General features: G+C 41.4%; 27 protein-coding genes. 19 read left to right on the top strand and 8 right to left on the bottom strand.

The genetic code is table 11. The annotated features are described in order from the left end of the window. Positions 1–547 precede the first annotated feature (547 nt). The 5 genes from rpmH (at position 548) to mnmE (ending at position 4,556) form a co-directional block, all read left to right on the top strand. Positions 548–682 (top strand): 50S ribosomal protein L34, encoded by a 135-nt coding sequence (gene rpmH, locus ACXAFE_RS14315; protein WP_010376846.1) that lies wholly within the window; start codon positions 548–550, stop codon positions 680–682. A 4-nt stretch (positions 683–686) separates the two neighbouring features. After that, positions 687–1,115: a ribonuclease P protein component gene (gene rnpA / locus ACXAFE_RS14310; RefSeq protein ID WP_010561311.1), complete on the top strand. Its 429-nt coding sequence runs from the start codon at positions 687–689 to the stop codon at positions 1,113–1,115. Positions 1,116–1,194: 79 nt separating this feature from the next. Next, positions 1,195–1,461, top strand: coding sequence for a membrane protein insertion efficiency factor YidD (gene yidD, locus ACXAFE_RS14305; RefSeq protein ID WP_010561312.1), 267 nt, complete (start codon positions 1,195–1,197; stop codon positions 1,459–1,461). An 8-nt stretch (positions 1,462–1,469) separates the two neighbouring features. After that, positions 1,470–3,098, top strand: coding sequence for a membrane protein insertase YidC (yidC, locus tag ACXAFE_RS14300; RefSeq protein ID WP_475153576.1), 1,629 nt, complete (start codon positions 1,470–1,472; stop codon positions 3,096–3,098). 93 nt (positions 3,099–3,191) lie between these two features. Beyond that, the gene (gene mnmE, locus ACXAFE_RS14295) at positions 3,192–4,556 is read left to right on the top strand and encodes a tRNA uridine-5-carboxymethylaminomethyl(34) synthesis GTPase MnmE (RefSeq protein ID WP_475153575.1); all 1,365 of its coding nucleotides are present in this window, start codon (positions 3,192–3,194) and stop codon (positions 4,554–4,556) included. 46 nt (positions 4,557–4,602) lie between these two features. On the opposite strand, the gene ACXAFE_RS14290 is transcribed toward mnmE, so the two are convergent. From ACXAFE_RS14290 to ACXAFE_RS14255, 8 genes are all read right to left on the bottom strand, one after another. Next, positions 4,603–5,337 carry a siderophore-interacting protein gene (locus ACXAFE_RS14290; protein WP_475153574.1) on the bottom strand — a complete coding sequence of 245 codons (735 nt, stop codon included), beginning with the start codon at positions 5,335–5,337 and terminating at the stop codon, positions 4,603–4,605. A 13-nt stretch (positions 5,338–5,350) separates the two neighbouring features. Continuing rightward, complete coding sequence (locus ACXAFE_RS14285) at positions 5,351–6,655, bottom strand: NtaA/DmoA family FMN-dependent monooxygenase (RefSeq protein ID WP_475153573.1); 1,305 nt, start codon at positions 6,653–6,655, stop codon at positions 5,351–5,353. Beyond that, positions 6,648–7,478, bottom strand: a complete 831-nt coding sequence (locus ACXAFE_RS14280) for an ABC transporter ATP-binding protein (protein ID WP_475153572.1) — start codon at positions 7,476–7,478, stop codon at positions 6,648–6,650. The genes ACXAFE_RS14285 and ACXAFE_RS14280 overlap by 8 nt, the downstream gene beginning before the upstream one ends. Before the next feature lie 20 nt (positions 7,479–7,498). Next, a complete protein-coding gene (locus ACXAFE_RS14275; RefSeq protein ID WP_475153571.1) occupies positions 7,499–8,539 on the bottom strand; it encodes a FecCD family ABC transporter permease in 1,041 nt (346 codons plus the stop codon). Further along, positions 8,536–9,528 (bottom strand): FecCD family ABC transporter permease, encoded by a 993-nt coding sequence (locus ACXAFE_RS14270; RefSeq protein WP_475153570.1) that lies wholly within the window; start codon positions 9,526–9,528, stop codon positions 8,536–8,538. The genes ACXAFE_RS14275 and ACXAFE_RS14270 overlap by 4 nt, the downstream gene beginning before the upstream one ends. Before the next feature lie 13 nt (positions 9,529–9,541). Next, entirely contained in the window at positions 9,542–10,498 is a 957-nt protein-coding gene (gene fepB / locus ACXAFE_RS14265; protein WP_475153569.1) for a Fe2+-enterobactin ABC transporter substrate-binding protein, read from the bottom strand. A 97-nt stretch (positions 10,499–10,595) separates the two neighbouring features. Beyond that, positions 10,596–11,486 (bottom strand): helix-turn-helix transcriptional regulator, encoded by an 891-nt coding sequence (locus ACXAFE_RS14260; protein ID WP_475153568.1) that lies wholly within the window; start codon positions 11,484–11,486, stop codon positions 10,596–10,598. A 3-nt stretch (positions 11,487–11,489) separates the two neighbouring features. Then, positions 11,490–11,747, bottom strand: coding sequence for a hypothetical protein (locus tag ACXAFE_RS14255; RefSeq protein ID WP_100914457.1), 258 nt, complete (start codon positions 11,745–11,747; stop codon positions 11,490–11,492). A 448-nt stretch (positions 11,748–12,195) separates the two neighbouring features. Here ACXAFE_RS14255 and ACXAFE_RS14250 point away from each other — a divergent pair, with 448 nt between their 5' ends. From ACXAFE_RS14250 to ACXAFE_RS14185, 14 genes are all read left to right on the top strand, one after another. After that, positions 12,196–12,630 carry a flavodoxin domain-containing protein gene (locus tag ACXAFE_RS14250; protein ID WP_475153567.1) on the top strand — a complete coding sequence of 145 codons (435 nt, stop codon included), beginning with the start codon at positions 12,196–12,198 and terminating at the stop codon, positions 12,628–12,630. A gap of 428 nt (positions 12,631–13,058) precedes the next feature. Beyond that, positions 13,059–14,948, top strand: coding sequence for a tRNA uridine-5-carboxymethylaminomethyl(34) synthesis enzyme MnmG (gene mnmG / locus ACXAFE_RS14245; protein ID WP_475153566.1), 1,890 nt, complete (start codon positions 13,059–13,061; stop codon positions 14,946–14,948). Positions 14,949–14,978: 30 nt separating this feature from the next. Beyond that, positions 14,979–15,599: a 16S rRNA (guanine(527)-N(7))-methyltransferase RsmG gene (gene rsmG / locus ACXAFE_RS14240; protein WP_010561325.1), complete on the top strand. Its 621-nt coding sequence runs from the start codon at positions 14,979–14,981 to the stop codon at positions 15,597–15,599. Positions 15,600–15,615: 16 nt separating this feature from the next. Then, positions 15,616–16,401: a ParA family protein gene (locus tag ACXAFE_RS14235; RefSeq protein ID WP_475153565.1), complete on the top strand. Its 786-nt coding sequence runs from the start codon at positions 15,616–15,618 to the stop codon at positions 16,399–16,401. 16 nt (positions 16,402–16,417) lie between these two features. Continuing rightward, entirely contained in the window at positions 16,418–17,326 is a 909-nt protein-coding gene (locus ACXAFE_RS14230; protein WP_475153564.1) for a ParB/RepB/Spo0J family partition protein, read from the top strand. Between the two features lie 218 nt (positions 17,327–17,544). Then, the gene (locus tag ACXAFE_RS14225) at positions 17,545–17,922 is read left to right on the top strand and encodes an ATP synthase subunit I (RefSeq protein WP_475153563.1); all 378 of its coding nucleotides are present in this window, start codon (positions 17,545–17,547) and stop codon (positions 17,920–17,922) included. Positions 17,923–17,937: 15 nt separating this feature from the next. Beyond that, entirely contained in the window at positions 17,938–18,792 is an 855-nt protein-coding gene (atpB, locus tag ACXAFE_RS14220) for a F0F1 ATP synthase subunit A (RefSeq protein ID WP_100914453.1), read from the top strand. Positions 18,793–18,841: 49 nt separating this feature from the next. Continuing rightward, complete coding sequence (gene atpE, locus ACXAFE_RS14215; RefSeq protein WP_010561330.1) at positions 18,842–19,075, top strand: F0F1 ATP synthase subunit C; 234 nt, start codon at positions 18,842–18,844, stop codon at positions 19,073–19,075. Between the two features lie 44 nt (positions 19,076–19,119). After that, on the top strand, positions 19,120–19,590 hold the full coding sequence (gene atpF / locus ACXAFE_RS14210) for a F0F1 ATP synthase subunit B (RefSeq protein WP_010561331.1): 471 nt from the start codon (positions 19,120–19,122) through the stop codon (positions 19,588–19,590). A gap of 15 nt (positions 19,591–19,605) precedes the next feature. Next, the gene (gene atpH, locus ACXAFE_RS14205) at positions 19,606–20,139 is read left to right on the top strand and encodes a F0F1 ATP synthase subunit delta (protein ID WP_475153562.1); all 534 of its coding nucleotides are present in this window, start codon (positions 19,606–19,608) and stop codon (positions 20,137–20,139) included. A gap of 14 nt (positions 20,140–20,153) precedes the next feature. Further along, a complete protein-coding gene (atpA, locus tag ACXAFE_RS14200; protein WP_010561333.1) occupies positions 20,154–21,695 on the top strand; it encodes a F0F1 ATP synthase subunit alpha in 1,542 nt (513 codons plus the stop codon). 45 nt (positions 21,696–21,740) lie between these two features. Further along, positions 21,741–22,601 carry a F0F1 ATP synthase subunit gamma gene (gene atpG / locus ACXAFE_RS14195; RefSeq protein ID WP_010561334.1) on the top strand — a complete coding sequence of 287 codons (861 nt, stop codon included), beginning with the start codon at positions 21,741–21,743 and terminating at the stop codon, positions 22,599–22,601. Positions 22,602–22,631: 30 nt separating this feature from the next. After that, positions 22,632–24,017 carry a F0F1 ATP synthase subunit beta gene (gene atpD / locus ACXAFE_RS14190; protein WP_054979385.1) on the top strand — a complete coding sequence of 462 codons (1,386 nt, stop codon included), beginning with the start codon at positions 22,632–22,634 and terminating at the stop codon, positions 24,015–24,017. A gap of 13 nt (positions 24,018–24,030) precedes the next feature. Further along, positions 24,031–24,447 (top strand): F0F1 ATP synthase subunit epsilon, encoded by a 417-nt coding sequence (locus ACXAFE_RS14185; protein WP_237131053.1) that lies wholly within the window; start codon positions 24,031–24,033, stop codon positions 24,445–24,447. The last annotated feature ends 153 nt before the right edge of the window (positions 24,448–24,600 follow it).

Here is a 24,600-nt window from a genome sequence, read left to right as displayed (position 1 = left end):
GGCAACCCCCAATAATATTCCCGCTCACCAAAATAGAGCAGAAATTAAGCATCAAATCCAAGTTAAGACTGCCATTATGAAGCTAGTTTATCCACAACATCAACATTGATTTTTATATTTTTTATGATCTGGCACAGGTAAATATATAACTTGTTATTTTTAAATGCTTTTTAGTTAAAAAATAATGTGGATAAATTATTAATAAAAAGCTTGATCAAAATGATTAAAGTAGATCTATAAAAGTTTTCCAAAGAAAAGTCGCAATTTTTACACTATCATTGTGGAAAACTTTATTTTAAAATTGATCCTCGCTGGATCAAACAGAGAAATACTGTACGATCTCACCTTATATAAAGGTAAATGTAACTACCTTGTTAAGATTAGAACGGCTTTAATTCAATGCCTATAATTAACGCGACTATTGTGTGTTTTTTATTGACTTTGTGTGTGCTTCTCTATAACATCTCGCGCTCGCAATGGCACCTGTGCCAGGATCGCGACCTGCATAGGATGTTTTAATTTTTAACCGATCGGATGGAATATAGTTATGAAAAGAACTTTTCAACCTAGCGTTCTTAAGCGTAAACGTACTCACGGTTTCCGTGCACGTATGGCGACTAAAAATGGTCGTAAAGTTTTAGCACGTCGTCGTGCTAAGGGCCGTAAGGTTCTTTCTGCTTAATATAGTGGAAGACTTTCGCTTTGGTAGGGAGTTACGTCTGTTAACTCCCTCACACTACTCCCGCATCTTCAATGAGCCTGCTCGCGCAGCAAATCAACACTTTACTCTTTTAGCAAAACGAAATGATCTAGACCATCCACGTCTTGGTTTAACTATAGCTAAAAAACGCGTTAAAAAAGCGGTACAACGTAATCGCATTAAACGCCTTGCCCGTGAAAATTTCCGCTTAAACCGCCATCAACTCGACAATATTGATATTGTTTTAATGGTTAAAACTGGCGTTGATGAATTATCTAACGAAGAGTTACATAAGCAATTAACTAAGCTTTGGCGCAAAATTAATGAGCGTTGCCAACCTGGCTATAAGCCAAAACCACGCCCTAATCACTGGCAAAAAAACAAAAACGCAAAAAAACCGAATAACAAAGCCTAATAAACCTGTTGTTGCATAGCAAAACTAGGCAAATTTAGGTAAAGTTAGCTCACCTTTTAATCAGGCACTTTTTCATTAAATGCACTTTTTATTTGCTCTGCCGAGTAATCTGATGATCTTAATTATTAAGGTGTATCAAAAACTACTCAGTCCACTGCTTGGCCAAAACTGTCGTTTTACCCCGACATGCTCAAGTTATGCGATAGATGCAATAAAAATACATGGATTTGTAAAAGGGAGTTGGTTCGCAGCGAAACGCATTATAAAATGTCACCCTTTGCATCCAGGTGGGGATGATCCCGTGCCTGATAAACAAAATTCACTTAAACAACACCGCGAGAAATAAGAGCTGTTATGGAATCACAACGCACGTTTTTATTTATCGGTTTTCTTTTGGTAAGTTTTCTTTTATTCCAACAATGGAATATGGATAACAACCCGCAAGTAAATACCGAGACAAGTGCTACAACGCAAACATCTACAAACCAGTCTGCCAACAATGACTTTGTTCCACAGTCATCAACTGGCGACTTACCTGTAGCGAACGTCGCAAACTCACGTCAAATTATTGATGTAACAACCGATGTATTTTCTGTAAAACTTGATACCTTTGGTGGCGATATCATCGAAACCAAGCTATTAAACTTCAAAGAAAAAATCGATAGCGAAAACCCATTTATGTTGCTTGGCGTGTTAGACGGCAATCAATATTTCTCACAAAGTGGCTTAATTGGTTTACACGGACCAGACGCATCATCTGACGGTCGTCCAACATACCAAGCAGCACAAACAAGTTACCAGTTAAAAGGTGATGAGCTACGTGTTCCACTTACATTTGTTAAAGACGGTGTTAGCTATACCAAAACATATATTTTCACAGCGGGTCGTTACGATGTTGCTGTTGAATATCAAATTGCTAACAACACTGCTGAAACAAAGCAAGTTCAGTTATTTACGCAAATTAAGCGTTCGATCACCGAAAAAGGTGGCATGATTGACCAAACATATTTAGGTACAGCTTACGGTACAGCAGAAGAGCCTTACGAAAAGTACAGCTTTGACGACATTAAAGAGCGCGACCTAAATATTAACACTACAGCGGGTTATATTAGCTTTATCCAGCACTACTTTGTAAGTGCATGGGTGCCAAACCAAGAGCAACAAAATAACATCTACACTAAGGCTCGCAACGATAATTCAGTTATTATCGGTTTAAAGGGTCCACTAGAAAACGTTGCAGCAAATAGCACGCATACAATTAGCTCTACTTATTATATGGGTCCTAAAGATTCTGCTACGCTTGAAGCGTTACAAACAGACTTAGACCTAACCGTAGACTACGGCTGGCTATGGTTTATTTCACAGCCTCTACACTCATTACTAATGTGGTTATATGGCTTAATTGGTAGCCTAGGTTTAGCAATCATCGCGATTACTGTTATCGTGAAAATGGTGCTTTACCCACTTACTAAAGCGCAGTACACCTCTATGGCTAAAATGCGTAACCTTCAGCCAAAAATTATGGCGCTGAAAGATCGTTACGGCGATGACCGTCAGAAGATGGGTCAAGCAATGATGGAAATGTACCGCAAAGAAAAAGTTAACCCTATGGGTGGCTGTTTCCCACTATTGCTACAAATGCCAATCTTCCTAGGTTTATTCTATGTATTCATGGAATCAGTAGAAATTCGTCACACTGAATTTTTATACCTAAATGACCTAGCAGCAATGGACCCATACTTCATCTTACCAATTCTATTTGGTGCAAGTATGTTCCTAATGCAAAAGCTACAGCCAATGACGGTTACTGATCCAATGCAACAGAAAATGATGACTTGGATGCCTGTAATGTTCTCAGTATTCTTTATCTGGTTCCCATCAGGTCTTGTAATGTACTGGCTAGTATCTAACTTAATTTCAATTGCTCAGATGCTATACATCTACAAAGGCATGGAAAAGAAAGGTATCTCGGTTAAATCATAACCCGAACTAAATAAATGAAAGGCGGCACAGTGTGTCGCCTTTTTTATGTGTGCCAGTTACAATATAAGTAACTAAAGCTATCAACTCATCTCTATGTTTAATCAAGATACCATCGTTGCTCAAGCAACGGCCCCCGGTAAAGGCGGTGTAGGCATTATTCGCGTTTCTGGCAAACTATCACAACAAGTTGCTGAAAAAGTCTTAGGCAAATGCCCAAAACCTCGCTATGCCGATTATCTACCGTTTAATACCTTGCAAGGCGAACAACTCGATCAAGGTATTGCGCTGTACTTCAAAGGCCCTAATTCTTTTACTGGTGAAGACGTACTTGAACTACAAGGCCATGGTGGCCCAGTAATTATTGATATGCTGCTGCGCGAAATTACGCAAATTGACGGTGTACGTTTAGCAAAGCCCGGTGAATTCAGTGAGCGCGCGTTTTTAAACGACAAGATGGATTTAACCCAAGCTGAGGCGATTGCAGATTTAATTAATGCCAATTCAGAGCAGGCAGCCAAAAGCGCTCTGCACTCGCTGCAGGGGCAATTTTCAAAACATATCGATACGCTGGTGGAACAAGTTATTCACCTGCGCATGTATGTTGAAGCTGCCATAGATTTCCCCGATGAAGAAATCGACTTTTTATCAGATGGTAAAGTCGCCAACGACCTTAACGCTATTATTGAACAACTTGATAACGTCACCGCACAAGCCAAACAAGGCGCGATTATGCGTGAAGGTATGCGCGTAGTTATTGCAGGTCGCCCTAATGCGGGTAAATCGAGTTTACTTAATGCGCTAGCAGGCCGTGAAGCAGCTATTGTTACAGATATTGCCGGTACCACACGTGACGTTTTACGCGAACACATCGATATTGACGGTATGCCGCTGCATATTATCGACACTGCAGGTCTGCGTGAAAGTCCAGATGTAGTTGAGCAAATTGGTATTGAGCGCGCTTGGCAAGAAATTAATCAAGCAGATCGCATATTGTTTATGGTTGATAGCACCGAAACAAACGAAACCGATCCCGTAAAAATTTGGCCTGAATTTGCTGAGAAATTACCACAAGGCATGGGCATAAGTGTGATCCGCAATAAAGCCGACTTATCGGGCGAAAGCATTCAAATTGATGATTCACAGGAATCTCCTGTACTAAGCGTGAGTGCTAACAGTGGCGAAGGCGTTGAACTGGTTAAATCACACCTTAAACAAATCATGGGTTTCCAAGGCGCTACCGAAGGCAGCTTTATGGCACGCCGCCGTCACCTTGATGCTTTGGAAAGTGCAGCGTATCACCTATCAACAGGCAAAGATCAGTTAGAAATGCACATTGCAGGTGAAATATTGGCAGAAGAGCTGCGTTTAACCCAACAATATCTCAACGAGATCACCGGTGAATTCTCCTCTGATGATTTGCTTGGCAAAATCTTCAGCTCGTTCTGTATTGGTAAATAGCGTCAATACGTTAAAAGGCCAGCAATTGCTGGCCTTTTATATTGTTCTAACTAAGCTCTTGATGAGCAGCCACTTCACCTTTTTGCCAATAAACACTAAAACGCTGATCGTACTTATTAAACTGAGCACTCTGCTTAATACATTTACGCACAATTTTAATCATGCTTCCCTCACCTGCAGCCCATACAAGCCCGTCTCGCATCATGGTCTGCTGTGCTTGCAATGCGATTACTAATTTATGTACTGAATCAAAGTTAAACACATCAACTTTTGCGGTTAAGTGGTTGTTTAAGTACTCGGTGCAACCATTAAGCAAGTAAACATGTGTTTTAACAATGCTAGCAGACTCTTCTATTCGCCTTGCAATAGCGGGCAGTGCTGTATTATCACCAATCAATATTTGATGCGCGTAGCTGTTATTTGTGGTAATCGATGATCTGGGTCCAGCAACAATTAAGCTATCTCCCAACTTTGTATTGCAAGCCCAATTACTTGCAACACCGCCAGAATGCTTTTCAAAATCTATGGTTAACCGGTTATTAATATGAGAGAAATAACGCGGCGTGTAATTTCGCATAATGGTTTCATCGTTAATCTCACCAAAAACAAGCTTTACATGATCATCAAAGTTAGGCGACACAAAATTACTTAGTGATTCTCCACTAAATACAATTCGTATAAATTGCTCACCAATATGCTGAATATCCTCTACAAAAACATCGCGAAAAAGCACATCAAGAAATACCCGCTCACCATTACTAACAACGTCTTCCAACTGCATTACTACTCCTTAGTTATTTTGCACGTAGATGAGATAAAAAAGTGTCGCTGTCATAACTGTTATGAAAGACACCTCGATTAATAAGCTCAGGTACCAGTTTATCGAGCGCTAAATTTAACGAGCTGGTAGCGCCTCCGGGTAATAAAATAACGCCATCTATCGCGCCATCGTTAAACCAATCCGCTATTTCGTCTGCTGCTTGTGATACGGTACCGATAATTTGCCAATGAGATGATGCAGCCACTTCAGGCGATTTAAGCAATTCATCTACCGAGATCGGTTGCTGCTCTATTTTGTTACGTAATAACTGTGCATGTGTGCGGCTGCGAGGTGCAACTGATACTGACTGTAACATTGCTGCACTTATCACGGCATCGCTTGCCAGTGTAGATACATCTATTCCTGTTGCTTGCTTAATAAAGCCAATACGTTTACTTAAGCTTTTACTCGATTGTGTCTCGCTATAAAGCTGTTTAGCCTGAGCCTCAGATTCTGCTAAAAACAAACTTACTCCCGATAGCACACGAATATCTGACTTATCACGTCCAAGCTTGCTCGCTCTTTGCCTTAGCTCATTTCTAAGCGAAATAGCGACTTGTTTATTTGGTGTTGCGGCGAATATGGCATGAGCCACTGTTGCAGCAAATTCTTTACCTGTATCCGATGCGCCCGCTTGCACAATAGGCAAGGTTTCATCTTTAAATGCAGGTATTGAAAGCGGCCCCGCCACCTTAAAGTAATTACCATTGTGGTTTATCGGCTGAATTTGCGCACTATTCGCATACTGGCCTGTATCACGATTGAAACACAGTGAATGATTAGGAAAGCTTTGCCATAACGATTTTACAATCTCTGTGAATTCTGCTGCTTGTGTATACTTTTCCTCTGCTGGTGGCATCACCTCAAGACCAAAGTTTTGCTGACCATCCAATGCAGTAACAATATTCCACGCGATGCGCCCTTTGCTGATCCAATTTAAAGACTGTAGTTGACGAGCAACATGAAATGGCTGATTAAATGTAGTGGAAGCGGTCGTTATCAGGCCAATGTGCTGCGTATGAGTCGCAACCGCGGTTAATAATAACGTCGGATCAAGGCCACTAAATCCCGGTGAGTTTTCTAGCTCAGCATAATCAACAAATAACGAGTCTGGTCGAAACACAAAATCGAGTTTGAGTGCTTCTGCACGCTTTGCTAAATCAATGTAATAGTCGATATCGTAAAAGGCTTCGATTTGTGAATCGGATTGCCGCCAACTTGAGCCAGACACCCAAGTAGGCGCCAATGACAGCCCGATGATCATTGATTTATTAGTCATTTCCCAACTCCATACTAAGTTTTGATGTACTGTGTAACGGCACGATCAAAGGGGATTGTGTAGTTTCATCAAAATGCACATGAGCTTTAATGCCGAATACGTCTTGCAACAGCTCGCTTGTAATGACTTCGGTTGGCGACCCAGTTACAACTATTTTTCCGGCTTTCATCACAATTAAATGATCAGCAAAGCGTGCAGCCTGATTTAAATCGTGCAGCACCATAACTATGGTGTGCTTATGCATATGATTAAGGGTTTGGCACAGCGCTAACACATCCAGCTGATGTGAAATATCAAGAAAAGAGGTAGGCTCATCCATCAAAATAGTCGCCGCAGATTGCGCTAATACCATTGCAATCCATGCACGTTGGCGCTGACCACCAGAAACACTATTGAGCTGTTTATCAGCAATATCGAGTAAATCGGTTTGCCGTAGCGCATGAGTAATAGCTAATTGGTCTTGCTCACTGTTGTTTTGAAACCAGTTTTGATAGGCATAACGCCCCCGTGATACAAGCTCTTTAATTGTTATCCCTGCGGGCGAATGCGGGTTTTGTGGTAAATAAGCAAGTCGCTTCGCCCGTGTTTTAGGCTTCAATTGCGCCAAGTTTTCTTCTTCAAAAATCACCATGCCGTTATGCGGTGTGGTTACATTTGCCAGTAAGTTAAGTAATGTCGACTTACCACACCCGTTAGGGCCAACAATCATAGTAACTTTGCTAGCGGGGATGGTGATATTTAAGTTTTTAATAATGGGTGTATTGCCATAGTTAAACGACAAGTTAGCCGCTACAAATTTATCTGCTAAGTTAAAATCGATCATCTCGCTAACACTTCTCTTAATTAATGCTGTTTGCGCGTTAGCAACATCAGTAAGTACACCCCACCAAATACACCAACAACCCGACCAACAGGTAAAACATAAAAATCAGCTAGCAATAAGCCAATTAAATCGGATAACACAAGTAACAAAGCACCAATCAGTGCACTGGTAAAAATGGGTAGTGTGCGTTTAGAAAGCAACAGACGTTTTGCAATATGAGCAGAAGCTAAGGCAATAAATGCAATTGGCCCGACAGAGCCAGTCGCTAGCGCAGCTAAAATAATCGCGATAAGCAATAAACAGTTATTGGTAACACGTACATTTACACCCAAGCAATGAGCGGTTTGCATGCCCATTTCAATCAAGCTTGCTGCACGGGAAAAATACACCGCAATAGGAAGTAATATAAACACCGCGAACATCGGCATTAAGGCGTGAAACCAAGTACGTGCAGAGAGTGAGCCAGCTAACCAAATATTTGCATGAGCGGTATTGTCTAAATTCCCTTTAACCAATAACAAACCATTAATTGCACTTAAGGTTGCACCAACGCCAATACCAATTAACACCAACTGATTGCGATCAAAACCATGATCTTTTTTTGCCAATAGAAAAACCAATAACGCAACGCTCAACCCACCCAAAACAGAAAACAGAGCAATACCAAGTAAGTTATGTTCAAAGAAAACAAAGTGAGTAATCGCGCCAGTCGCTGCTCCAGTGGTGAACCCAATAATATCTGGTGAACCCAGCGGATTTTTTGATAACGATTGAAAAATAGCGCCCGAAATAGCGAGTGCGCCACCGGCGAAACATGCTGTTAAAGCGCGGGGTAAGCGAATATCGAACACTATTTTCTCAACAAAAGGAGAATTAGATTGATTCAACAACACCTGCAAAAGAGTTGCAAAATCAAGTGTCATTTTGCCTTGCATCAAATGCAGTAGCATGGCGCAACATAACAAAACGATTAACCCAAAACACAATAGCCAATCGCGTGGCACAATTAACCAAGACATGTTTGCTAACTTAAAAGTAAACTCTTTATTAATCGCGGTCATAACTTGGCCAAAGTGCGATTGCGCACCAATAAAACGAAGAATGGGCCACCAATTAGCGATAACATAATACCCACGCTTACTTCAGCAGGGTAAACAAGCACACGTCCAAGAATATCGGCGAGCAACGTTAACAATGCCCCCTGTATTATTGTTACCAAAAGCAATTTATTAATATTGTTGCCGACAAAATATCGCGCTATATGAGGCGCACATAAACCAATAAATGACAAGGGTCCAGCGGCTGCCGTTGCAGAGCCGCTAAGTAATACAATCACCGCAAAAGTCGCTAACACGGTTTGTTTAATATCAACACCATTGGCAACAGCTGTTTCGTTTCCCAACATCAACATATCAATGTCTTTTGCAATGCGAAAAGCAATTACTAAACAGACTAATGTAAGCATTAAAGTAAACACTAAGGTGCTGTAACCACGCCCAGCTAACGAACCAACGACCCAATGACGATACTGATCAAACACAGACAAATCGCTATTAACGGTGATGATTTGTGTCACTGAAAAAAACATCGCTGTGAGTGCTACACCAGCCAGAATCAATTTAAGTTTATCGCCATTGGTTTGCTGCCTGATGGCAAATATATACACTAGGTATGACGCCACGCCTGCACCTAGCATTGCCGCAATGTAACGAATAAAAATTGAGTGACTTTGTAACACCGCAATAACCAGTGCAACCGCTAAACTGGCCCCAGCATTTATGCCTAGTAATCCAGGTTCTGCTAATGGATTACGCGTAAGTACCTGAATGAATAATCCGGCAACCGCAAGTCCTGCCCCTACCGTTAATGCCAGGAAAGTGCGTGGAATACGCAAGTGGAAAACCAATAAATGATCGGTATTTGATGCATCAAAGGCTAACAAGGTATTCACCATATTTGCGATCGTAACGGTCTGATTGCCAACACATAAGCTGATCACAACGAGCAGTAAGGCAAACATCAGCCAAAAAACTGATAACTTAATTTTCATAACCGTTTATTAATCAAAGAGGTTTAGTCGTAAAGTCGCGTTTAATTTGCTGTATAACCTCAAGTGCACTGTAATAGTCGATGCGAAAAGAGTTCGCGCCTAATGCATATACTTGTTTGTTTTTAATTGAATTGAGGTTTTGTAATACAGGATCATTTAATACCCTTGGTACCGCGGAAGAATCGACTCGTAGTAAAAAGGTGGTATCACCCTTTAATTGACTCAATTTTTCATACTCTGCACGAACAAAGTCACCTGTGGCTTTTGTTCCTGAGTGCCAATGTGCAATAGGCTCTTCCAATTTAAAACCAAGAGATGCTAAAAGCTGACCGTGTGCACTTTTTACCGTCGCAATGGGATTGGTAATACCCGGCCCGTTGTAGCTAATGATATTGGCCTGCCCTGATGGGATCGTTATTTCATTTTTTGCTTGAGTTAATACACGTTCAAACTGCAGAATTACAGCATCGGTTTGAGATTCTACCCCTAACCCTTGTGCTAATTGCTGCGCCAATTGTTGCCAAGTAAGCACGCCATAATCTACCGTTATTACTGGCGCAATTATTTTAAGTTCATCAATATGAGCGAGCGCTGAGTCAGCGCCATTTACCGATACAATAATTAGATCGGGTTGCTGTAAAAATGCGGCTTCTAAGTCAACTTGTCCTGCGGGCCAAAGTGGCGCTACTTTCTTTGCTTGAGCAACATTTTGCCATTGCGCAAAGAAACTGGCCGTTGCAGTTTGAGCACTTGCAATTACTGGTGCATCCATCGCTAATAAAGTGCCGGTAACAGTAACCGAAGTGGATAAAATACGCTTTGGCTTTGCAACTATCTCCGTTGTTGAACCATCCGCATTAACAAAATTACGAGGAAATTCAGCAGCAAACGCTATATTACAAAACTGAATATAGACTAAAGAACCAATAAAAAGATAACGGAATAAACTTACACAACGACTGAGAAACATAGCATTTATTTTAAATGATAATTATTCTCATATTTTTACAAATAATCCTGCTTACAACATTCTTTGAAATGGCAAAAACATTCGCAAGTGTGCCAACTTATACTTTCTTTTTAACCGATTTAGGTGAAACGCCAAAATAACGTTTAAACGCTGTTGAAAAGCTATTAGGTGTTGAATAACCCGCAACTTCAGAGGCTTTACTCACATTTCCTTGCCCATTTTTAAGCATTTCATAGGCCATTTCGAGTTTAGCCTGCACAACAAAGTCTGAAATTGTAACGCCAAAGGCTAACTTAAAATGTCTTTGCAAGGTTGTTTTAGATAAATGAAATTGCGTTGCGATACGATCATTAGTAAGTGATGATGCTAAATTTTCAAATACCCAGCGCTTTACTTGTTGCATTTTAAGGTAGCTATCACTTGAAAGAGTACGATGCATAGCTTCATTATGATTATTACGCTTCAAGTAAGATAAGCCTTCTAATAGCAACTCAATAGCGCGACTTTCTAAATAAAGCCCCGTTAGATCCGTGCTAATCGCTGGTGGGTCGATCATTTGATTCACTATCGCAATCGCATGATCGGATAGTGGCCAATGACAATGAGCTAAATGCGGTAAATAGTCGTTTAATGCCAACCCTGAATGATCGAGCCATGTAGCACTAAAACCAATAGTTATACGCTTGGTGTAACAGTTTAAATGAGAATTCCGTGTAAATTGATCTGCTTGATTTAGATAAACAGCCGCAGCACACACTTTAGCGTTATCTCGATTATCAAGTTCCAGCTGATGAGGCCCAAAATGTAGCGACAAACGCCCTTCTAATACAATAAACAATCGCAACCCAGCATCAATTGATGCAAACCAGGTGCAATCATGTTGCTCATGTTGTGCACCAAAATGAAAACTTAAACCAGGCCGTAAGTTATAGTTTTCATAAGGCCTCATAACCAATGGCTTTGCTGCGCTGGATTTAAAATGACCCATACTTTACTTATTATTCCGTACTTGAAAACTACTTTGACCTAGCTTTTTAAGTAATAATGCAAGGCGATCTAAGCGCCATGATCTGAGCTCATCTACCCTTGCCTGACGAATAGTGTAGCCCTTTCCTGTTTGCGTATTAATCGCAAATAAGTGATACTTATTGGCCTCCAGGTTCGATTCTTGCGCTATAAAATCTGTCATAGAGCCAGTTTCAACCAAACGAACAAACTCACCTTCTTTGATCCGATAAAAATCAATCACTACATATCACCAATATAGATATTACATATTGCCATTTTGTCACAATGCGATCGAAAAAACAGATCAAACTTCGATTGACCATGCTAAAAGATCGACAGTTTTTAGAATATTTGGATCTTAAAACCAGTTAGTTAGATCTAATAAAAAAGCCTATCTCGAGCTGCATTGAATAGATCTATCCACAACGTCTTAAACTTGATGTTTTAATCAATGCTAAATGGATTTACATAGTCTTTGTTAAGGAGTAATAAAGAAGTTAGCAACGAGTTTTACACAGATTGATCGCAAATTTATTAAAACATTCTAAATAATAAAAAACACGTAATAACAACAACCTAAACAAAATACGTTGATTAAACAAACAAACTATTTCTATCCACTGTGAATAAGATCTTTTAACTAAGCTATTTATACCTTAAGATCGAGAAAAATACCTGATCAACTCATCATGAAAAATCTAAGCATTATTGTTGGTAGCCAAATGGGTTCGGCAGAATATGTCGCTGAACAGATCCAAGAGGCGTTAGTAGAACATGACATTCATGCAACTGTGCACGAGCATCCTGTACTTTCAGAGATCAAAGATAATGCTTGGTTAATATGCACTTCAACTCATGGTGCTGGTGAGTTACCAGATAACATTCAAAGCTTTGCGTCTGATTTAGCTGAAGTAGCACAACTTACACATCTAACATATGCGGTAATCGGTTTAGGCGATTCTAGCTACGATCAATTTAATCAGGCAGCGAAAGACCTAGATGAACACCTAGCTAGTAAAGGCGCTGTGAAGCTTGTTGACCGCTTAGAAGTTGACGCCCAATCGGAAGAATTACCTGAAGATATTGCACTGGCTTGGCTTCCACAGTTGTTAGCCAAGTTGTAATCACAGCACTAGGCTATTGATCATATGAAAAGGTTATTCACAATTTTTAATATATTTAGATCGAAATGTGGATAACCCTTGATCTAACCTTGTATTTATAGATGATTATGCATTGGATATAATTTTTACTTGATCGAGATGTTGATAACTAGGCAAGTTGATCAGTGCTTTTAAAGTACTTGATCCGATCATATCAACATCAATTGATCTGACTTAACTTACTGAAAGTAAAGTTGTAGTTAGACTTATCAACAGAAACAGGGCTACTATATAATAAAAATAACAAGATCTTTCTAAAGATCATTTATTTTATATTAGATCAGCTCTTTAGATCGTGTTCATTATTTAATCGTTTCACTTCTTAGAATTTCTAGGTAGAATACGCATCCTTTCAAAATCTAACTCGGATATTACGCAGGATCCTTTACATGCTATTTCATGAACAATTTGACGTTATTGTTGTTGGTGGTGGACATGCTGGTACAGAAGCAGCACTCGCTTCTTCACGCATGGGAATGAAAACATTACTGTTGACTCATAATATTGATACCTTAGGTCAAATGTCATGTAATCCTGCGATCGGTGGGATCGGTAAAGGCCATTTGGTTAAAGAAATCGATGCACTTGGTGGCGCTATGGCACAAGCGATCGATAAAGGTGGTATTCAGTTTAGAACGCTTAATTCTTCTAAAGGCCCAGCGGTGCGTGCTACACGAGCACAAGCTGACAGAAAGCTTTACAAAGAAGCAATTCAGCAAACCTTGCAAAACCAAGAAAACCTTACCATTTTCCAACAATCGTGTGATGATCTCATCGTTGATGGCGATACCGTAAAAGGTGTTGTAACTCAAATGGGGCTTAAGTTTGAAGCGCCAAGCGTAGTTTTAACTGTAGGCACTTTCTTAGGTGGTACAATTCACATTGGTATGGAAAACTTTAGCGGTGGTCGCGCTGGTGATCCACCGTCTATTGCCCTTGCTAAGCGTTTACGTGAATTGCCATTCCGTGTTGATCGTTTAAAAACAGGTACGCCGCCACGTATTGATGCACGTACTGTTGATTTTTCAGTAATGCAGCCTCAACCAGGTGATACGCCAACACCAGTGTTCTCATTTATGGGCAAACAATCTGATCACCCAACGCAGATCCCTTGCTATATCACTTACACTAACGAAAAAACGCATGACGTTATTCGTGAAAACTTACATCGTTCACCAATGTATGCTGGTGTAATTGAAGGTATCGGCCCACGTTATTGCCCATCGATTGAAGATAAGATCATGCGTTTTGCAGATAAAGACAAGCACCAGATCTTTGTTGAGCCGGAAGGCCTTACTACACACGAATTATATCCAAATGGTATTTCGACAAGTTTACCGTTTGATGTGCAAATGCAGATCGTAAGATCGATTAAAGGCTTTGAAAATGCCCATATTTGCCGCCCTGGTTATGCAATTGAATATGATTTCTTCGATCCTCGTGATTTAAAGCAATCTTTAGAGACTAAGTTTATTAATGGCTTATTCTTTGCGGGCCAAATTAACGGTACTACCGGTTATGAAGAAGCCGGCGCACAGGGCTTAATTGCAGGTATGAATGCTGCGTTACAAGTACAAGGTAAAGATGCTTGGACACCACGCCGTGATGAAGCATACACAGGTGTACTGATTGATGACTTAGCAACGCTTGGTACAAAAGAACCGTACCGCATGTTTACAAGTCGTGCTGAATACCGTTTATTATTGCGCGAAGACAATGCCGATCTACGCTTAACAGCAAAGGGTCGTGAACTTGGTTTAGTTGACGATGCACGCTGGCAGGCATTCAATGAAAAGATCGAAGTGATGGAGCTTGAGTCTCAACGCTTAAAAGATACGTGGATCCATAAAGATCACCCGGCACTTGAAAATGTTAATGCCTTACTGAAGATGCCATTAACGCGTGAAGCAAGTCTTGCTGATCTGGTTAAGCGCCCTGAAGTGAGTTACAATGATCTGGTTGCGATTGACGGCTTAGCACCTGAAACCACTAATGCACAAGCGCATGAGCAAGTTGAGATTCAAATTAAGTACGCTGGTTATATTGCACGTCAGCAAGACGAAATCGATAAGCAATTACGCCATGAGAATACCTTATTGCCAGCTGACTTTGATTACAGCAAGGTATCGGGTTTATCAAATGAGGTTGTTGCCAAGTTAACTGATGTACGTCCAACTACTATCGGGCAAGCATCACGAATTTCAGGTATAACACCTGCGGCAATTTCGCTATTATTAGTGTACTTAAAAAAACAAGGTTTATTACGCAAATCAGCTTAGTGCTGATTTGCTGCTTTCTGGGTTCATTACGTGATTCGCAATAAATTAGACGCCTTATTGGCAAAAACATCCATTTCATTATCTGAAACGCAAAAACAGCAACTGGTTAGTTATGTTGAAATGCTTGATAAATGGAATAAAGCTTACAACTTAACATCTGTTCGTGATCCACAAGAAATGGTGGTTAAACACATTCTTGATTCGTTAGTTGTTGCACCGCATTTAGACGGCAATCACTATATTGATGTTGGTACGGGCCCTGGCTTACCAGGTGTGGTATTAGCAATTGCTCATCCTGATAAACAATTTGTGTTATTAGATAGCCTTGGCAAACGCATTCGTTTTTTAAATCAAGTTAAGCTAAATTTAAAGCTTAAAAATATTACTCCGGTGCAATCTCGCGTTGAAGAATATCAACCAGAACAACCATTTGATGGCGTTTTAAGTCGTGCCTTTGCATCTTTGCAAGATATGGTAGACTGGTGTCAGCACTTAGTGGATCACTCTGGTCGTTTTATTGCGCTAAAAGGGCAATTTCCTGAACAAGAAATTGACCAATTACCGGCCTCGATTGAATACCAAGATAAAGTAGTATTAACAGTGCCTGAGCTGGATGCCGAAAGGCATTTAATAATTCTAAAAAAGAACTAATTTGTTAGGGGACACCGTGGCTAGAATCATTGCAATTGCAAACCAAAAAGGTGGGGTTGGCAAAACCACCACTGCGGTAAATTTAGCAGCGTCAATGGCTGCTACTAAGCGTAAAGTGCTGTTAATCGACCTCGATCCACAAGGTAATGCGACTATGGGTAGCGGCGTCGACAAATACGATGAAATTGCCACTACTTACGATCTTCTTGTTGAAGAAAAACCTTTCGATGACGTTGTTATTAAAGAAACCTCTGGCGAATATCACTTAATTGCAGCAAATGGCGACGTAACTGCTGCTGAAGTGAAGCTTATGGAAATGTACGCGCGAGAAATTCGCTTGCGCAATGCGCTTGAAAAAGTAGCCGACCAGTACGAGTTTATCTTTATTGACTGCCCTCCTTCGTTAAACATGTTAACGGTAAATGCAATGGCCGCAGCAGACTCGGTACTTGTGCCGATGCAATGCGAGTATTTTGCATTAGAAGGTTTAACAGCGCTGATGGATACCATCACGCAGCTTGCTAAATTAGTAAATCCAAAATTAGAAATTGAAGGCATCTTGCGAACCATGTACGATCCGCGTAATCGTCTAGCAAATGACGTGTCTGACCAATTAAAACAACATTTTGGTGAAAAAGTATACCGCACGGTAATCCCTCGTAATGTACGCTTAGCTGAAGCGCCAAGTTTTGGTGCGCCTGCAATGTACTACGATCGCGCATCAAGTGGTGCTAAAGCATATCTTGCATTAGCTGGAGAAATGCTGCGTCGTAAAGAGAAAAAAAGTCAGGCCGTTGCTTAATTTCTGAGGAATATGAATGTCTCCTAAAAAACGTGGTTTAGGGCGCGGCTTGGATGCCCTGTTAACATCTGCAAAACCAAAAGCGCAAGATGTTCAAGATCAATCAGTCGCGCAAACTGACGGTGTTAATGAATCTGCAAAAGCGACGCCGCCAAGTGAGCTACAAAAACTTCCGATTGAATTCTTAAATCCAGGAAAATATCAACCGCGTAAAGACATGTCAGAAGAGGCGCTTGAAGAACTGGCCTCTTCAATCCGCGCACAAGGGGTGATTCAGCCAATTGTGGTGCGTCCAATTGCACATAATAGCTACGAAATTATTGCCGGTGAACGTCGCTGGCGTGCGGCGCAACTCGCTAAATTAGAAGTTGTTCCTTGTTTAATCAAAGAAGTACCTGACGAAGCGGCTGTTGCCATTGCATTAATTGAAAATATTCAACGTGAAGACTTAAATGCGATGGAAGAAGCGGTTGCACTTGACCGTTTATTGAACGAATTTGAGCTGACACATCAACAAGTTGCTGATGCTGTTGGTAAATCACGTACAACCGTCACTAATTTGCTGCGTTTAAATAATCTCAATGAAGATGTTAAACGTTTACTCGAGCACGGCGACATTGAAATGGGTCATGCCCGCTGTTTATTAGCACTTGATGGTGAGGACCAGTCGGCCACTGCGCGTATAGTAGTCGCAAAAGCACTTACCGTGCGTGAAACGGAAAAACTAGTGCGTTCAGTGCTTGAACCAAAGCCTGAAGCGCAACCAAAAGAAAAAGATCCAGATGTATTGCAGTTAGAACAGCAGCTTGCTCAAAACTTAGGGGCTAAAGTTGAAATTAACTACAATCAGAAAGGCAAAGGTAAACTGGTTATTTCGTATACCTCTCTTGATGAACTTGACGGTATTTTAGAGAAAATTAATTAACGCTATATTAATTTTCGATATACATTTCATTAATATTAACTAATAGTCTAAAAATACCTTAAATTTTGCATAAAAATCACGGTTTAAAGCCTGTTTATGCACCTTCCAAAAGCCTATAAATAAACGGCTTTCAAGTTGCAAATCTGGCAAAAATAAGTATAATTTTGCCAGTTTTTTGTACCCTGTTTCATTGTGCATCGTGAAGGTTGATTATTTTTGTGGCAAATTCTTTAGCAAAACCTTTACGAACCAAAGCACTGAAGTTTATTTATTTGCAGGGCGTAGTAGCGCTTGTAAGTGCGTTAGTAGTTTGGCTTGGTTGGGGAGTGTTAGCGGGTAAATCGGCGTTAATGGGCGGATTTGTCGCGTTGCTTCCCAATTTTGTATATACCCTTTATGCGTTTCGCTTTGCAGGGGCCAGACAAGTACAACAAGTATATTCCTCGATTAAACGAGGAGCTGGATTAAAGTATTTATTAACCATTTTGCTATTCGCACTGGTACTTAAGTCGTCAACAGTGGTGTTGTTACCATTTGTCTCGGTTTATGTGTTGGTGATGATTGTGAGCTGGTTTGCACCGATTTTTTTTCATTAACTTTTGGGATAAAACATGGCTGAAGAAGTAACTCTATCGAGTCACATTCAGCACCACTTAACAAATGCTAAGATGTGTTCGACCGATGCTGGTCTTGCCTTCAATAAAGCATGTGCTGACAGTGGTTTCTGGACGTGGCATATCGATACCCTTGCTTGGTCTATCGGATTAGGGATCTTATTTTTATGGATCTTCCGTAGTGCAGCAAACAAAGCAACTACCGGTGTACCGGGTAAGTTTCAATGTTTCATTGAGATGATTGTTGAGTTTGTTGGCGACAACGTACGTGATACTTACCATGGTAAGAGCGCGTTAATTGCTCCGCTTGCACTGACCATCTTTGTTTGGGTTTTCTTAATGAACCTAATGGACTTAATTCCTGTTGACTTCTTACCTGCGTTTGCTGGCTTTGTTGGCGAATCAGCGTTTGGTATGGATTCACATGATGTCTACATGAAGATAGTACCAACCACAGATATCAACCTAACAGCTGCATTAGCGCTAGGTGTATTCTTGCTGATGATTGGTTACTCAGTAAAAATTAAAGGCATCAAAGGTTTCCTTGCTGAACTTACGCTTCACCCATTCAGCACTAAGAACAAAATCGGTATGTTGTTCTTAATTCCGTGTAACCTTCTTTTAGAAACAATTGCGTTAGTTGCTAAGCCGTTTTCACTAGCACTACGTTTATTCGGTAACCTGTATGCAGGTGAGCTTATCTTCATCCTAATCGGTGCAGTTGGCTTAATGCAGTTACCATTACACTTTATTTGGGCAGTTTTCCATATCTTAGTTATCGTTCTTCAAGCATTCGTATTTATGATGCTGACGATTGTTTACCTAAGCATGGCAAGCTCAGACAACCACTAATTTATACACTTTTTTAATTTAACTTTTAATTTACATTTTGGAGATAAAAATGGAACTAATGATTGGTCTTAAGTACATCGCTGTGGCTCTACTTATCGGTTTCGGTGCTATCGGTACTGCAATCGGCTTCGGTAACATGGGTGGTAAATTCCTAGAAGCATGTGCTCGTCAGCCTGAACTAGCGCCTTCACTACAAGTTAAAATGTTCATCCTAGCTGGTCTTATCGATGCGGTAGCAATGATCGGTGTAGGTATCGCAATGGTATTGTTGTTCGTACTTTAATTTTATTAATCGTTGAACAGCAAACTATTTAAGGAGGAGCGGTCGTGAACTTAACTGCCACTCTAATTGGTGAATTAATTGCGTTTACGGTTTTCGTACTTTTCTGTATGAAATATGTATGGCCACCGCTAAACGGCGCAATTGAAGCTCGCCAGAAAAAAATTGAAGAAGGTTTAGCTGCTACAGACAGAGCTGAAAAAGACTTAGAGCTTGCTCAGCAGAAAGCAGCTGACCAGCTTAAAGAAGCGAAAGCGCAAGCAGCTGACATTATTGAACAAGCTAAAAAGCGTGCGACACAAATCGTTGATGACGAGACATCTCGTGGTCAAGAGGAGCGTCAAGCTATCATTGCTCAAGGTCACTCAGAAGTAGAAGCTGAGCGTAACCGTGCTAAAGAAGAACTACGTAAACAAGTTGCTACATTAGCAGTTGTTGGCGCAGAGAAAATTTTAGAGCGCGAGATCAATGAAGCGGCACATAGCGACATCGTTGAAAAACTTGTTGCGCAGCTTTAATAGGAGGGTATGAGCATGTCTGAATTGACTACCATCGCTCGCCCATACGCGAAAGCGGCTTTTGACCTAGCGGTTGAAAAAGGTGCTGTAGAAAGTTGGAATGAAATGTTGTTCTTCGCTGGCGCATTAGCTAGCGATGAGCAGGTTAAAGCCCTACTTTCAAGCATCCCATCTGCAAAAGAGCAAGCTGATGTAATCATCAAGCTAGGCGCAGAGCAGATCAACGAACAGGGTCAAAATCTTATAAAGCTAATGGCCGAAAATGAGCGTTTAGCCGCTATTCCTGCTGTTGCTACGTTATATGCTGAGTTTAAATCAGAATATGACAAAGAAATCGACGTTGACGTGGTTTCTGCAACTGAGCTTTCTGCAGAGCAGAAAGCTACTCTTAGCGCAGCATTGGAAAAACGCTTCGCACGCAAAGTTAAGCTGAATTGTAGTGTTGATGCTAACACTATGGGCGGTCTAGTGATTAAAGCTGGCGATACTGTGATTGATGGAACAGTACGCGGCAAGCTAAATCGTCTTTCAACAACACTACAATCGTAATTGGGAAGAAGAGCATGCAACTTAATTCCACTGAAATTTCAGAACTAATCAAAAAACGTATTGAGCAGTTCGAAGTTGTAAGTGAAGCACGTAACGAAGGTACTATCGTATCTGTTACAGACGGTATCATCCGCATTCACGGTCTAGCTGACTGTATGCAAGGTGAGATGATCGAGCTTCCTGGCAACCGTTATGCTATCGCACTAAACCTTGAGCGTGACTCAGTAGGTGCAGTAGTAATGGGTCCATACGCAGACCTTAAAGAAGGCGTAAAAGTACAAGCAACAGGTCGTATCCTTGAAGTACCAGTTGGCCCTAAACTACTTGGTCGTGTTGTTAACACACTAGGTGAGCCAATTGATGGTAAAGGCGCTGTTGAAGCTGCAGGTTTCGAACCTGTAGAAAAGATTGCACCAGGTGTAATCGAGCGTCAATCAGTAGACGAGCCAGTACAAACTGGTTATAAGTCTATCGATGCGATGATTCCAGTAGGTCGTGGTCAGCGTGAGCTAGTAATCGGTGACCGTCAGACTGGTAAAACTGCCCTAGCAATCGATGCTATCATCAACCAAAAAGACACAGGCGTTAAGTGTGTGTACGTAGCGGTTGGTCAAAAAGCATCTACAATTGCTAACGTAGTACGTAAGTTAGAAGAACATGGTGCACTTGAAAACACTATCGTTGTTGTTGCATCTGCTTCTGAATCAGCAGCGCTACAATTCCTAGCGCCATTTGCTGGTTGTACTATGGGTGAATACTTCCGTGACCGCGGTGAAGATGCATTAATCGTATATGATGACCTGTCTAAGCAAGCTGTTGCTTACCGTCAGATCTCACTACTACTTAAGCGTCCACCAGGTCGTGAAGCATACCCAGGTGACGTATTCTACCTTCACTCACGTCTTCTAGAGCGTGCATCACGTGTAAACGCTGATTACGTTGAGAAGTACACTAACGGTGAAGTGAAAGGTAAGACAGGTTCATTAACTGCACTTCCAATCATTGAGACTCAAGGTGGTGACGTATCTGCGTTCGTACCTACAAACGTTATCTCAATCACGGATGGTCAGATCTTCCTTGAAACTGACCTATTCAACGCAGGTATCCGTCCAGCGGTTAACGCTGGTATCTCGGTATCTCGTGTAGGTGGTGCAGCACAAACTAAGATCGTTAAGAAACTAGGTGGTGGTATCCGTCTAGCGCTAGCACAGTATCGTGAACTAGCAGCGTTCTCACAGTTTGCGTCAGACCTTGACGATGCAACTCGTGCTCAATTAGAGCATGGTGAGCGTGTTACTGAGCTAATGAAGCAAAAGCAGTACGCTCCAATGTCTGTTGCTGAAATGTCTCTGTCACTATTCGCTGCTGAAAAAGGTTATCTAAAAGACATCGAAATCAACAAAGTACTTGATTTCGAAGCTGCGTTAATCTCTTTCGCTAACAGTGAATATTCAGCGCTTATGACTGAAATCAACGAAACGGGTAACTACAACGCCGAGATCGAAGCTCAACTTAAAGAGCTTTTAGAGAAGTGTAAATCTACACAAACTTGGTAAGTTATTGAATGGTGACTTCGGTCACCACTGATTCGGAGATAAGTCATGGCCGGCGGAAAAGAGATAAAATCACAGATCGGGAGTATTAAAAATACTCAGAAGATCACCAGCGCAATGGAGATGGTTGCCGCTTCTAAAATGAAGAAGGCACAAGATCGCGTGGCATCAAGCCGCCCATACGCTGAAAATATACGCAAAGTGATCGGTCGTGTTGCTCAGGCTAACTTAGACTTTAAACACCCGTTTTTAGAAGAACGTGATGTAAAGAAAGTTGGTTACATTATTGTTTCTACTGACCGCGGTCTATGTGGCGGCTTAAACTCAAACGAGTTTAAGAAAGTTGCACTAGACGTTAAAGCGTGGAAAGAAAAAGGCGTTGACGCTGAATTTGCTGCCCTAGGTAGCAAAGCAGCAGGCTTTTTTCAGCGTTTTGGCGGTGAGTTATTAGCAAGCAGAGCAGGGCTTGGTGATGCTCCTTCAATTCAGGACGTAATTGGTCCTGTAAAAGTTATGCTTGATGCATACTCTGAAGGAAAAATTGACCGCTTGTTTGTTGTTTACAACAACTTTGTAAACACCATGAAGCAAGAGCCAGTGATCGATCAGTTATTACCTTTGCCTAAAGCTGACGAAGAAGTTTCTAGCCACTCTTGGGATTACTTATATGAGCCAAACCCAGAGGCAATTTTAGAAACTCTTATTAAACGCTTTATCGAGTCTCAGGTATATCAGAGTGTTGTTGAAAACGCTGCATCTGAACAAGCTGCACGTATGGTTGCGATGAAAGCCGCAACAGACAACGCGGGTGACTTAATTGATGAGTTGCAACTGGTATACAACAAAGCACGACAAGCCGCGATTACACAAGAAATTAGTGAAATCGTGTCAGGTTCAGCAGCCGTTTAACGGTTGGCAAAGTTAACGAGAGGAATAGACATGAGTTTAGGTAAGGTCGTCCAAATTATCGGCGCCGTTGTGGACATTGAGTTTCCACAAGACAACGTGCCAGCCGTATATGACGCACTAAAAGTAACAAGCGGTGAGCTTGCTGGTTTGACTTTAGAAGTTCAACAGCAGCTTGGCGGCGGTGTGGTACGTGGTATCGCACTAGGTACTACTGACGGTTTACGTCGTGGTACTGAAGTAGACACAACTGGCGAGCCTATCAAGGTTCCAGTTGGTACAGCGACACTAGGTCGTATCATGAACGTACTTGGTGACCCAATTGATGAAGCGGGTCCAATCGGTGAAGAAGAGCGTTACTCTATCCACCGTGAAGCGCCAAGCTACGAAGATCAGAGCAGCTCAGTTGAACTTTTAGAGACTGGTATCAAGGTAATCGACCTTGTATGTCCATTCGCTAAAGGTGGTAAAGTTGGTCTTTTCGGTGGTGCTGGTGTTGGTAAAACAGTAAACATGATGGAACTTATCCGTAACATCGCAATCGAGCACAGCGGTTACTCAGTATTCGCAGGTGTTGGTGAGCGTACTCGTGAGGGTAATGACTTCTACCATGAAATGAACGAATCAAACGTACTTGATAAAGTATCACTTGTTTACGGTCAGATGAACGAGCCACCGGGTAACCGTCTACGTGTTGCTCTTACAGGTCTTACAATGGCTGAGAAGTTCCGTGACGAAGGTCGTGACGTACTTTTCTTCGTTGATAACATCTACCGTTACACACTAGCGGGTACAGAAGTATCAGCACTTCTAGGTCGTATGCCATCAGCGGTAGGTTACCAGCCTACACTAGCTGAAGAAATGGGTGTACTTCAGGAGCGTATCGCATCAACTAAGACTGGTTCAATCACGTCTATCCAAGCAGTATATGTACCTGCGGATGACTTAACGGATCCATCTCCAGCGACTACGTTCGCTCACTTAGATGCGACAGTTGTACTTTCTCGTGATATCGCGTCACTCGGTATTTACCCAGCGATCGACCCACTTGATTCATCATCTCGTCAGCTTGACCCATTAGTAATCGGTCAAGAGCACTATGACGTTGCACGTGGTGTTCAAACAGTTCTTCAGCGTTATAAAGAACTTAAAGACATCATTGCAATCCTAGGTATGGACGAGCTATCTGATGAAGATAAGCAAGTTGTATCACGTGCTCGTAAGATCCAGCGTTTCCTATCTCAGCCATTCTTCGTAGCTGAGGTATTCACAGGTGCACCTGGTAAATACGTATCACTGAAAGATACTCTTGAGGGCTTCAAAGGCATCTTAGGTGGTGACTATGACGATCTTCCAGAGCAAGCGTTCTACATGGTTGGTTCAATCGACGAAGCGATCGAAAAAGCCAAAGACATGTAATTAGGGGGCTGTTATGGCAATGACTATACATCTTGACGTAGTAAGCGCAGAAGAGACAATTTTCTCTGGTCGCGTTGAATCACTTCAAGTATCAGGTAGTGAAGGTGAGCTAGGTATTTTACACGGCCACGCACCACTACTAACACCCCTAAAGCCAGGTATGGTTAACTTTGTTAAGCAAAACGGTGAAGAAGAAATGATTTACATTGCAGGTGGTACGTTAGAAGTACAACCTGGCACTGTAACTGTTCTTTCAGACGTTGCAACACGTGCAGAAGACCTAGATGAAGCAACTGCATTAGAAGCGAAGCGTCAAGCTGAAGAGCATATGGCGAACGCATCTGCTGCAGACTTCAACTATGCTGAAGCTGCGATTGAGCTTTCAAAAGCGATTGCGCAGATCAAAGTACTTCAGTCTCGTAAGAAGTAATCAAACCTCACATGGTTTAGTAAAAAACCCGCCAATAGGCGGGTTTTTTGTTTTTATCAGCCTTGTTAACAATACCAGCTTACTTAAATAGCTAACTTTTCAAGAGGGTTAAACATTTGCTCACATACTTAAGCAGTTTGGTATAAGTCCACT

This window comes from Pseudoalteromonas sp. ABV4_021 (assembly GCF_056159365.1).
This window is presented reverse-complemented; position numbering and strand designations above follow the sequence as displayed.

What these genes read in the sequence shown, in the direction of transcription:
- rpmH (WP_010376846.1), top strand. Translation starts at nt 548, where the DNA reads ATGAAAAGAACTTTTCAACCTAGCGTTCTTAAGCGTAAACGTACTCAC.
- yidD (WP_010561312.1), top strand. Translation starts at nt 1,195, where the DNA reads ATGCACTTTTTATTTGCTCTGCCGAGTAATCTGATGATCTTAATTATT.
- yidC (WP_475153576.1), top strand. Translation starts at nt 1,470, where the DNA reads ATGGAATCACAACGCACGTTTTTATTTATCGGTTTTCTTTTGGTAAGT.
- mnmE (WP_475153575.1), top strand. Translation starts at nt 3,192, where the DNA reads ATGTTTAATCAAGATACCATCGTTGCTCAAGCAACGGCCCCCGGTAAA.
- ACXAFE_RS14290 (WP_475153574.1), bottom strand. Translation starts at nt 5,337, where the DNA reads ATGCAGTTGGAAGACGTTGTTAGTAATGGTGAGCGGGTATTTCTTGAT.
- ACXAFE_RS14285 (WP_475153573.1), bottom strand. Translation starts at nt 6,655, where the DNA reads ATGACTAATAAATCAATGATCATCGGGCTGTCATTGGCGCCTACTTGG.
- ACXAFE_RS14280 (WP_475153572.1), bottom strand. Translation starts at nt 7,478, where the DNA reads ATGATCGATTTTAACTTAGCAGATAAATTTGTAGCGGCTAACTTGTCG.
- ACXAFE_RS14275 (WP_475153571.1), bottom strand. Translation starts at nt 8,539, where the DNA reads ATGACCGCGATTAATAAAGAGTTTACTTTTAAGTTAGCAAACATGTCT.
- ACXAFE_RS14270 (WP_475153570.1), bottom strand. Translation starts at nt 9,528, where the DNA reads ATGAAAATTAAGTTATCAGTTTTTTGGCTGATGTTTGCCTTACTGCTC.
- fepB (WP_475153569.1), bottom strand. Translation starts at nt 10,498, where the DNA reads ATGTTTCTCAGTCGTTGTGTAAGTTTATTCCGTTATCTTTTTATTGGT.
- ACXAFE_RS14260 (WP_475153568.1), bottom strand. Translation starts at nt 11,486, where the DNA reads ATGGGTCATTTTAAATCCAGCGCAGCAAAGCCATTGGTTATGAGGCCT.
- ACXAFE_RS14250 (WP_475153567.1), top strand. Translation starts at nt 12,196, where the DNA reads ATGAAAAATCTAAGCATTATTGTTGGTAGCCAAATGGGTTCGGCAGAA.
- mnmG (WP_475153566.1), top strand. Translation starts at nt 13,059, where the DNA reads ATGCTATTTCATGAACAATTTGACGTTATTGTTGTTGGTGGTGGACAT.
- ACXAFE_RS14230 (WP_475153564.1), top strand. Translation starts at nt 16,418, where the DNA reads ATGTCTCCTAAAAAACGTGGTTTAGGGCGCGGCTTGGATGCCCTGTTA.
- atpB (WP_100914453.1), top strand. Translation starts at nt 17,938, where the DNA reads ATGGCTGAAGAAGTAACTCTATCGAGTCACATTCAGCACCACTTAACA.
- atpE (WP_010561330.1), top strand. Translation starts at nt 18,842, where the DNA reads ATGGAACTAATGATTGGTCTTAAGTACATCGCTGTGGCTCTACTTATC.
- atpH (WP_475153562.1), top strand. Translation starts at nt 19,606, where the DNA reads ATGTCTGAATTGACTACCATCGCTCGCCCATACGCGAAAGCGGCTTTT.
- atpA (WP_010561333.1), top strand. Translation starts at nt 20,154, where the DNA reads ATGCAACTTAATTCCACTGAAATTTCAGAACTAATCAAAAAACGTATT.
- atpG (WP_010561334.1), top strand. Translation starts at nt 21,741, where the DNA reads ATGGCCGGCGGAAAAGAGATAAAATCACAGATCGGGAGTATTAAAAAT.
- atpD (WP_054979385.1), top strand. Translation starts at nt 22,632, where the DNA reads ATGAGTTTAGGTAAGGTCGTCCAAATTATCGGCGCCGTTGTGGACATT.
- ACXAFE_RS14185 (WP_237131053.1), top strand. Translation starts at nt 24,031, where the DNA reads ATGGCAATGACTATACATCTTGACGTAGTAAGCGCAGAAGAGACAATT.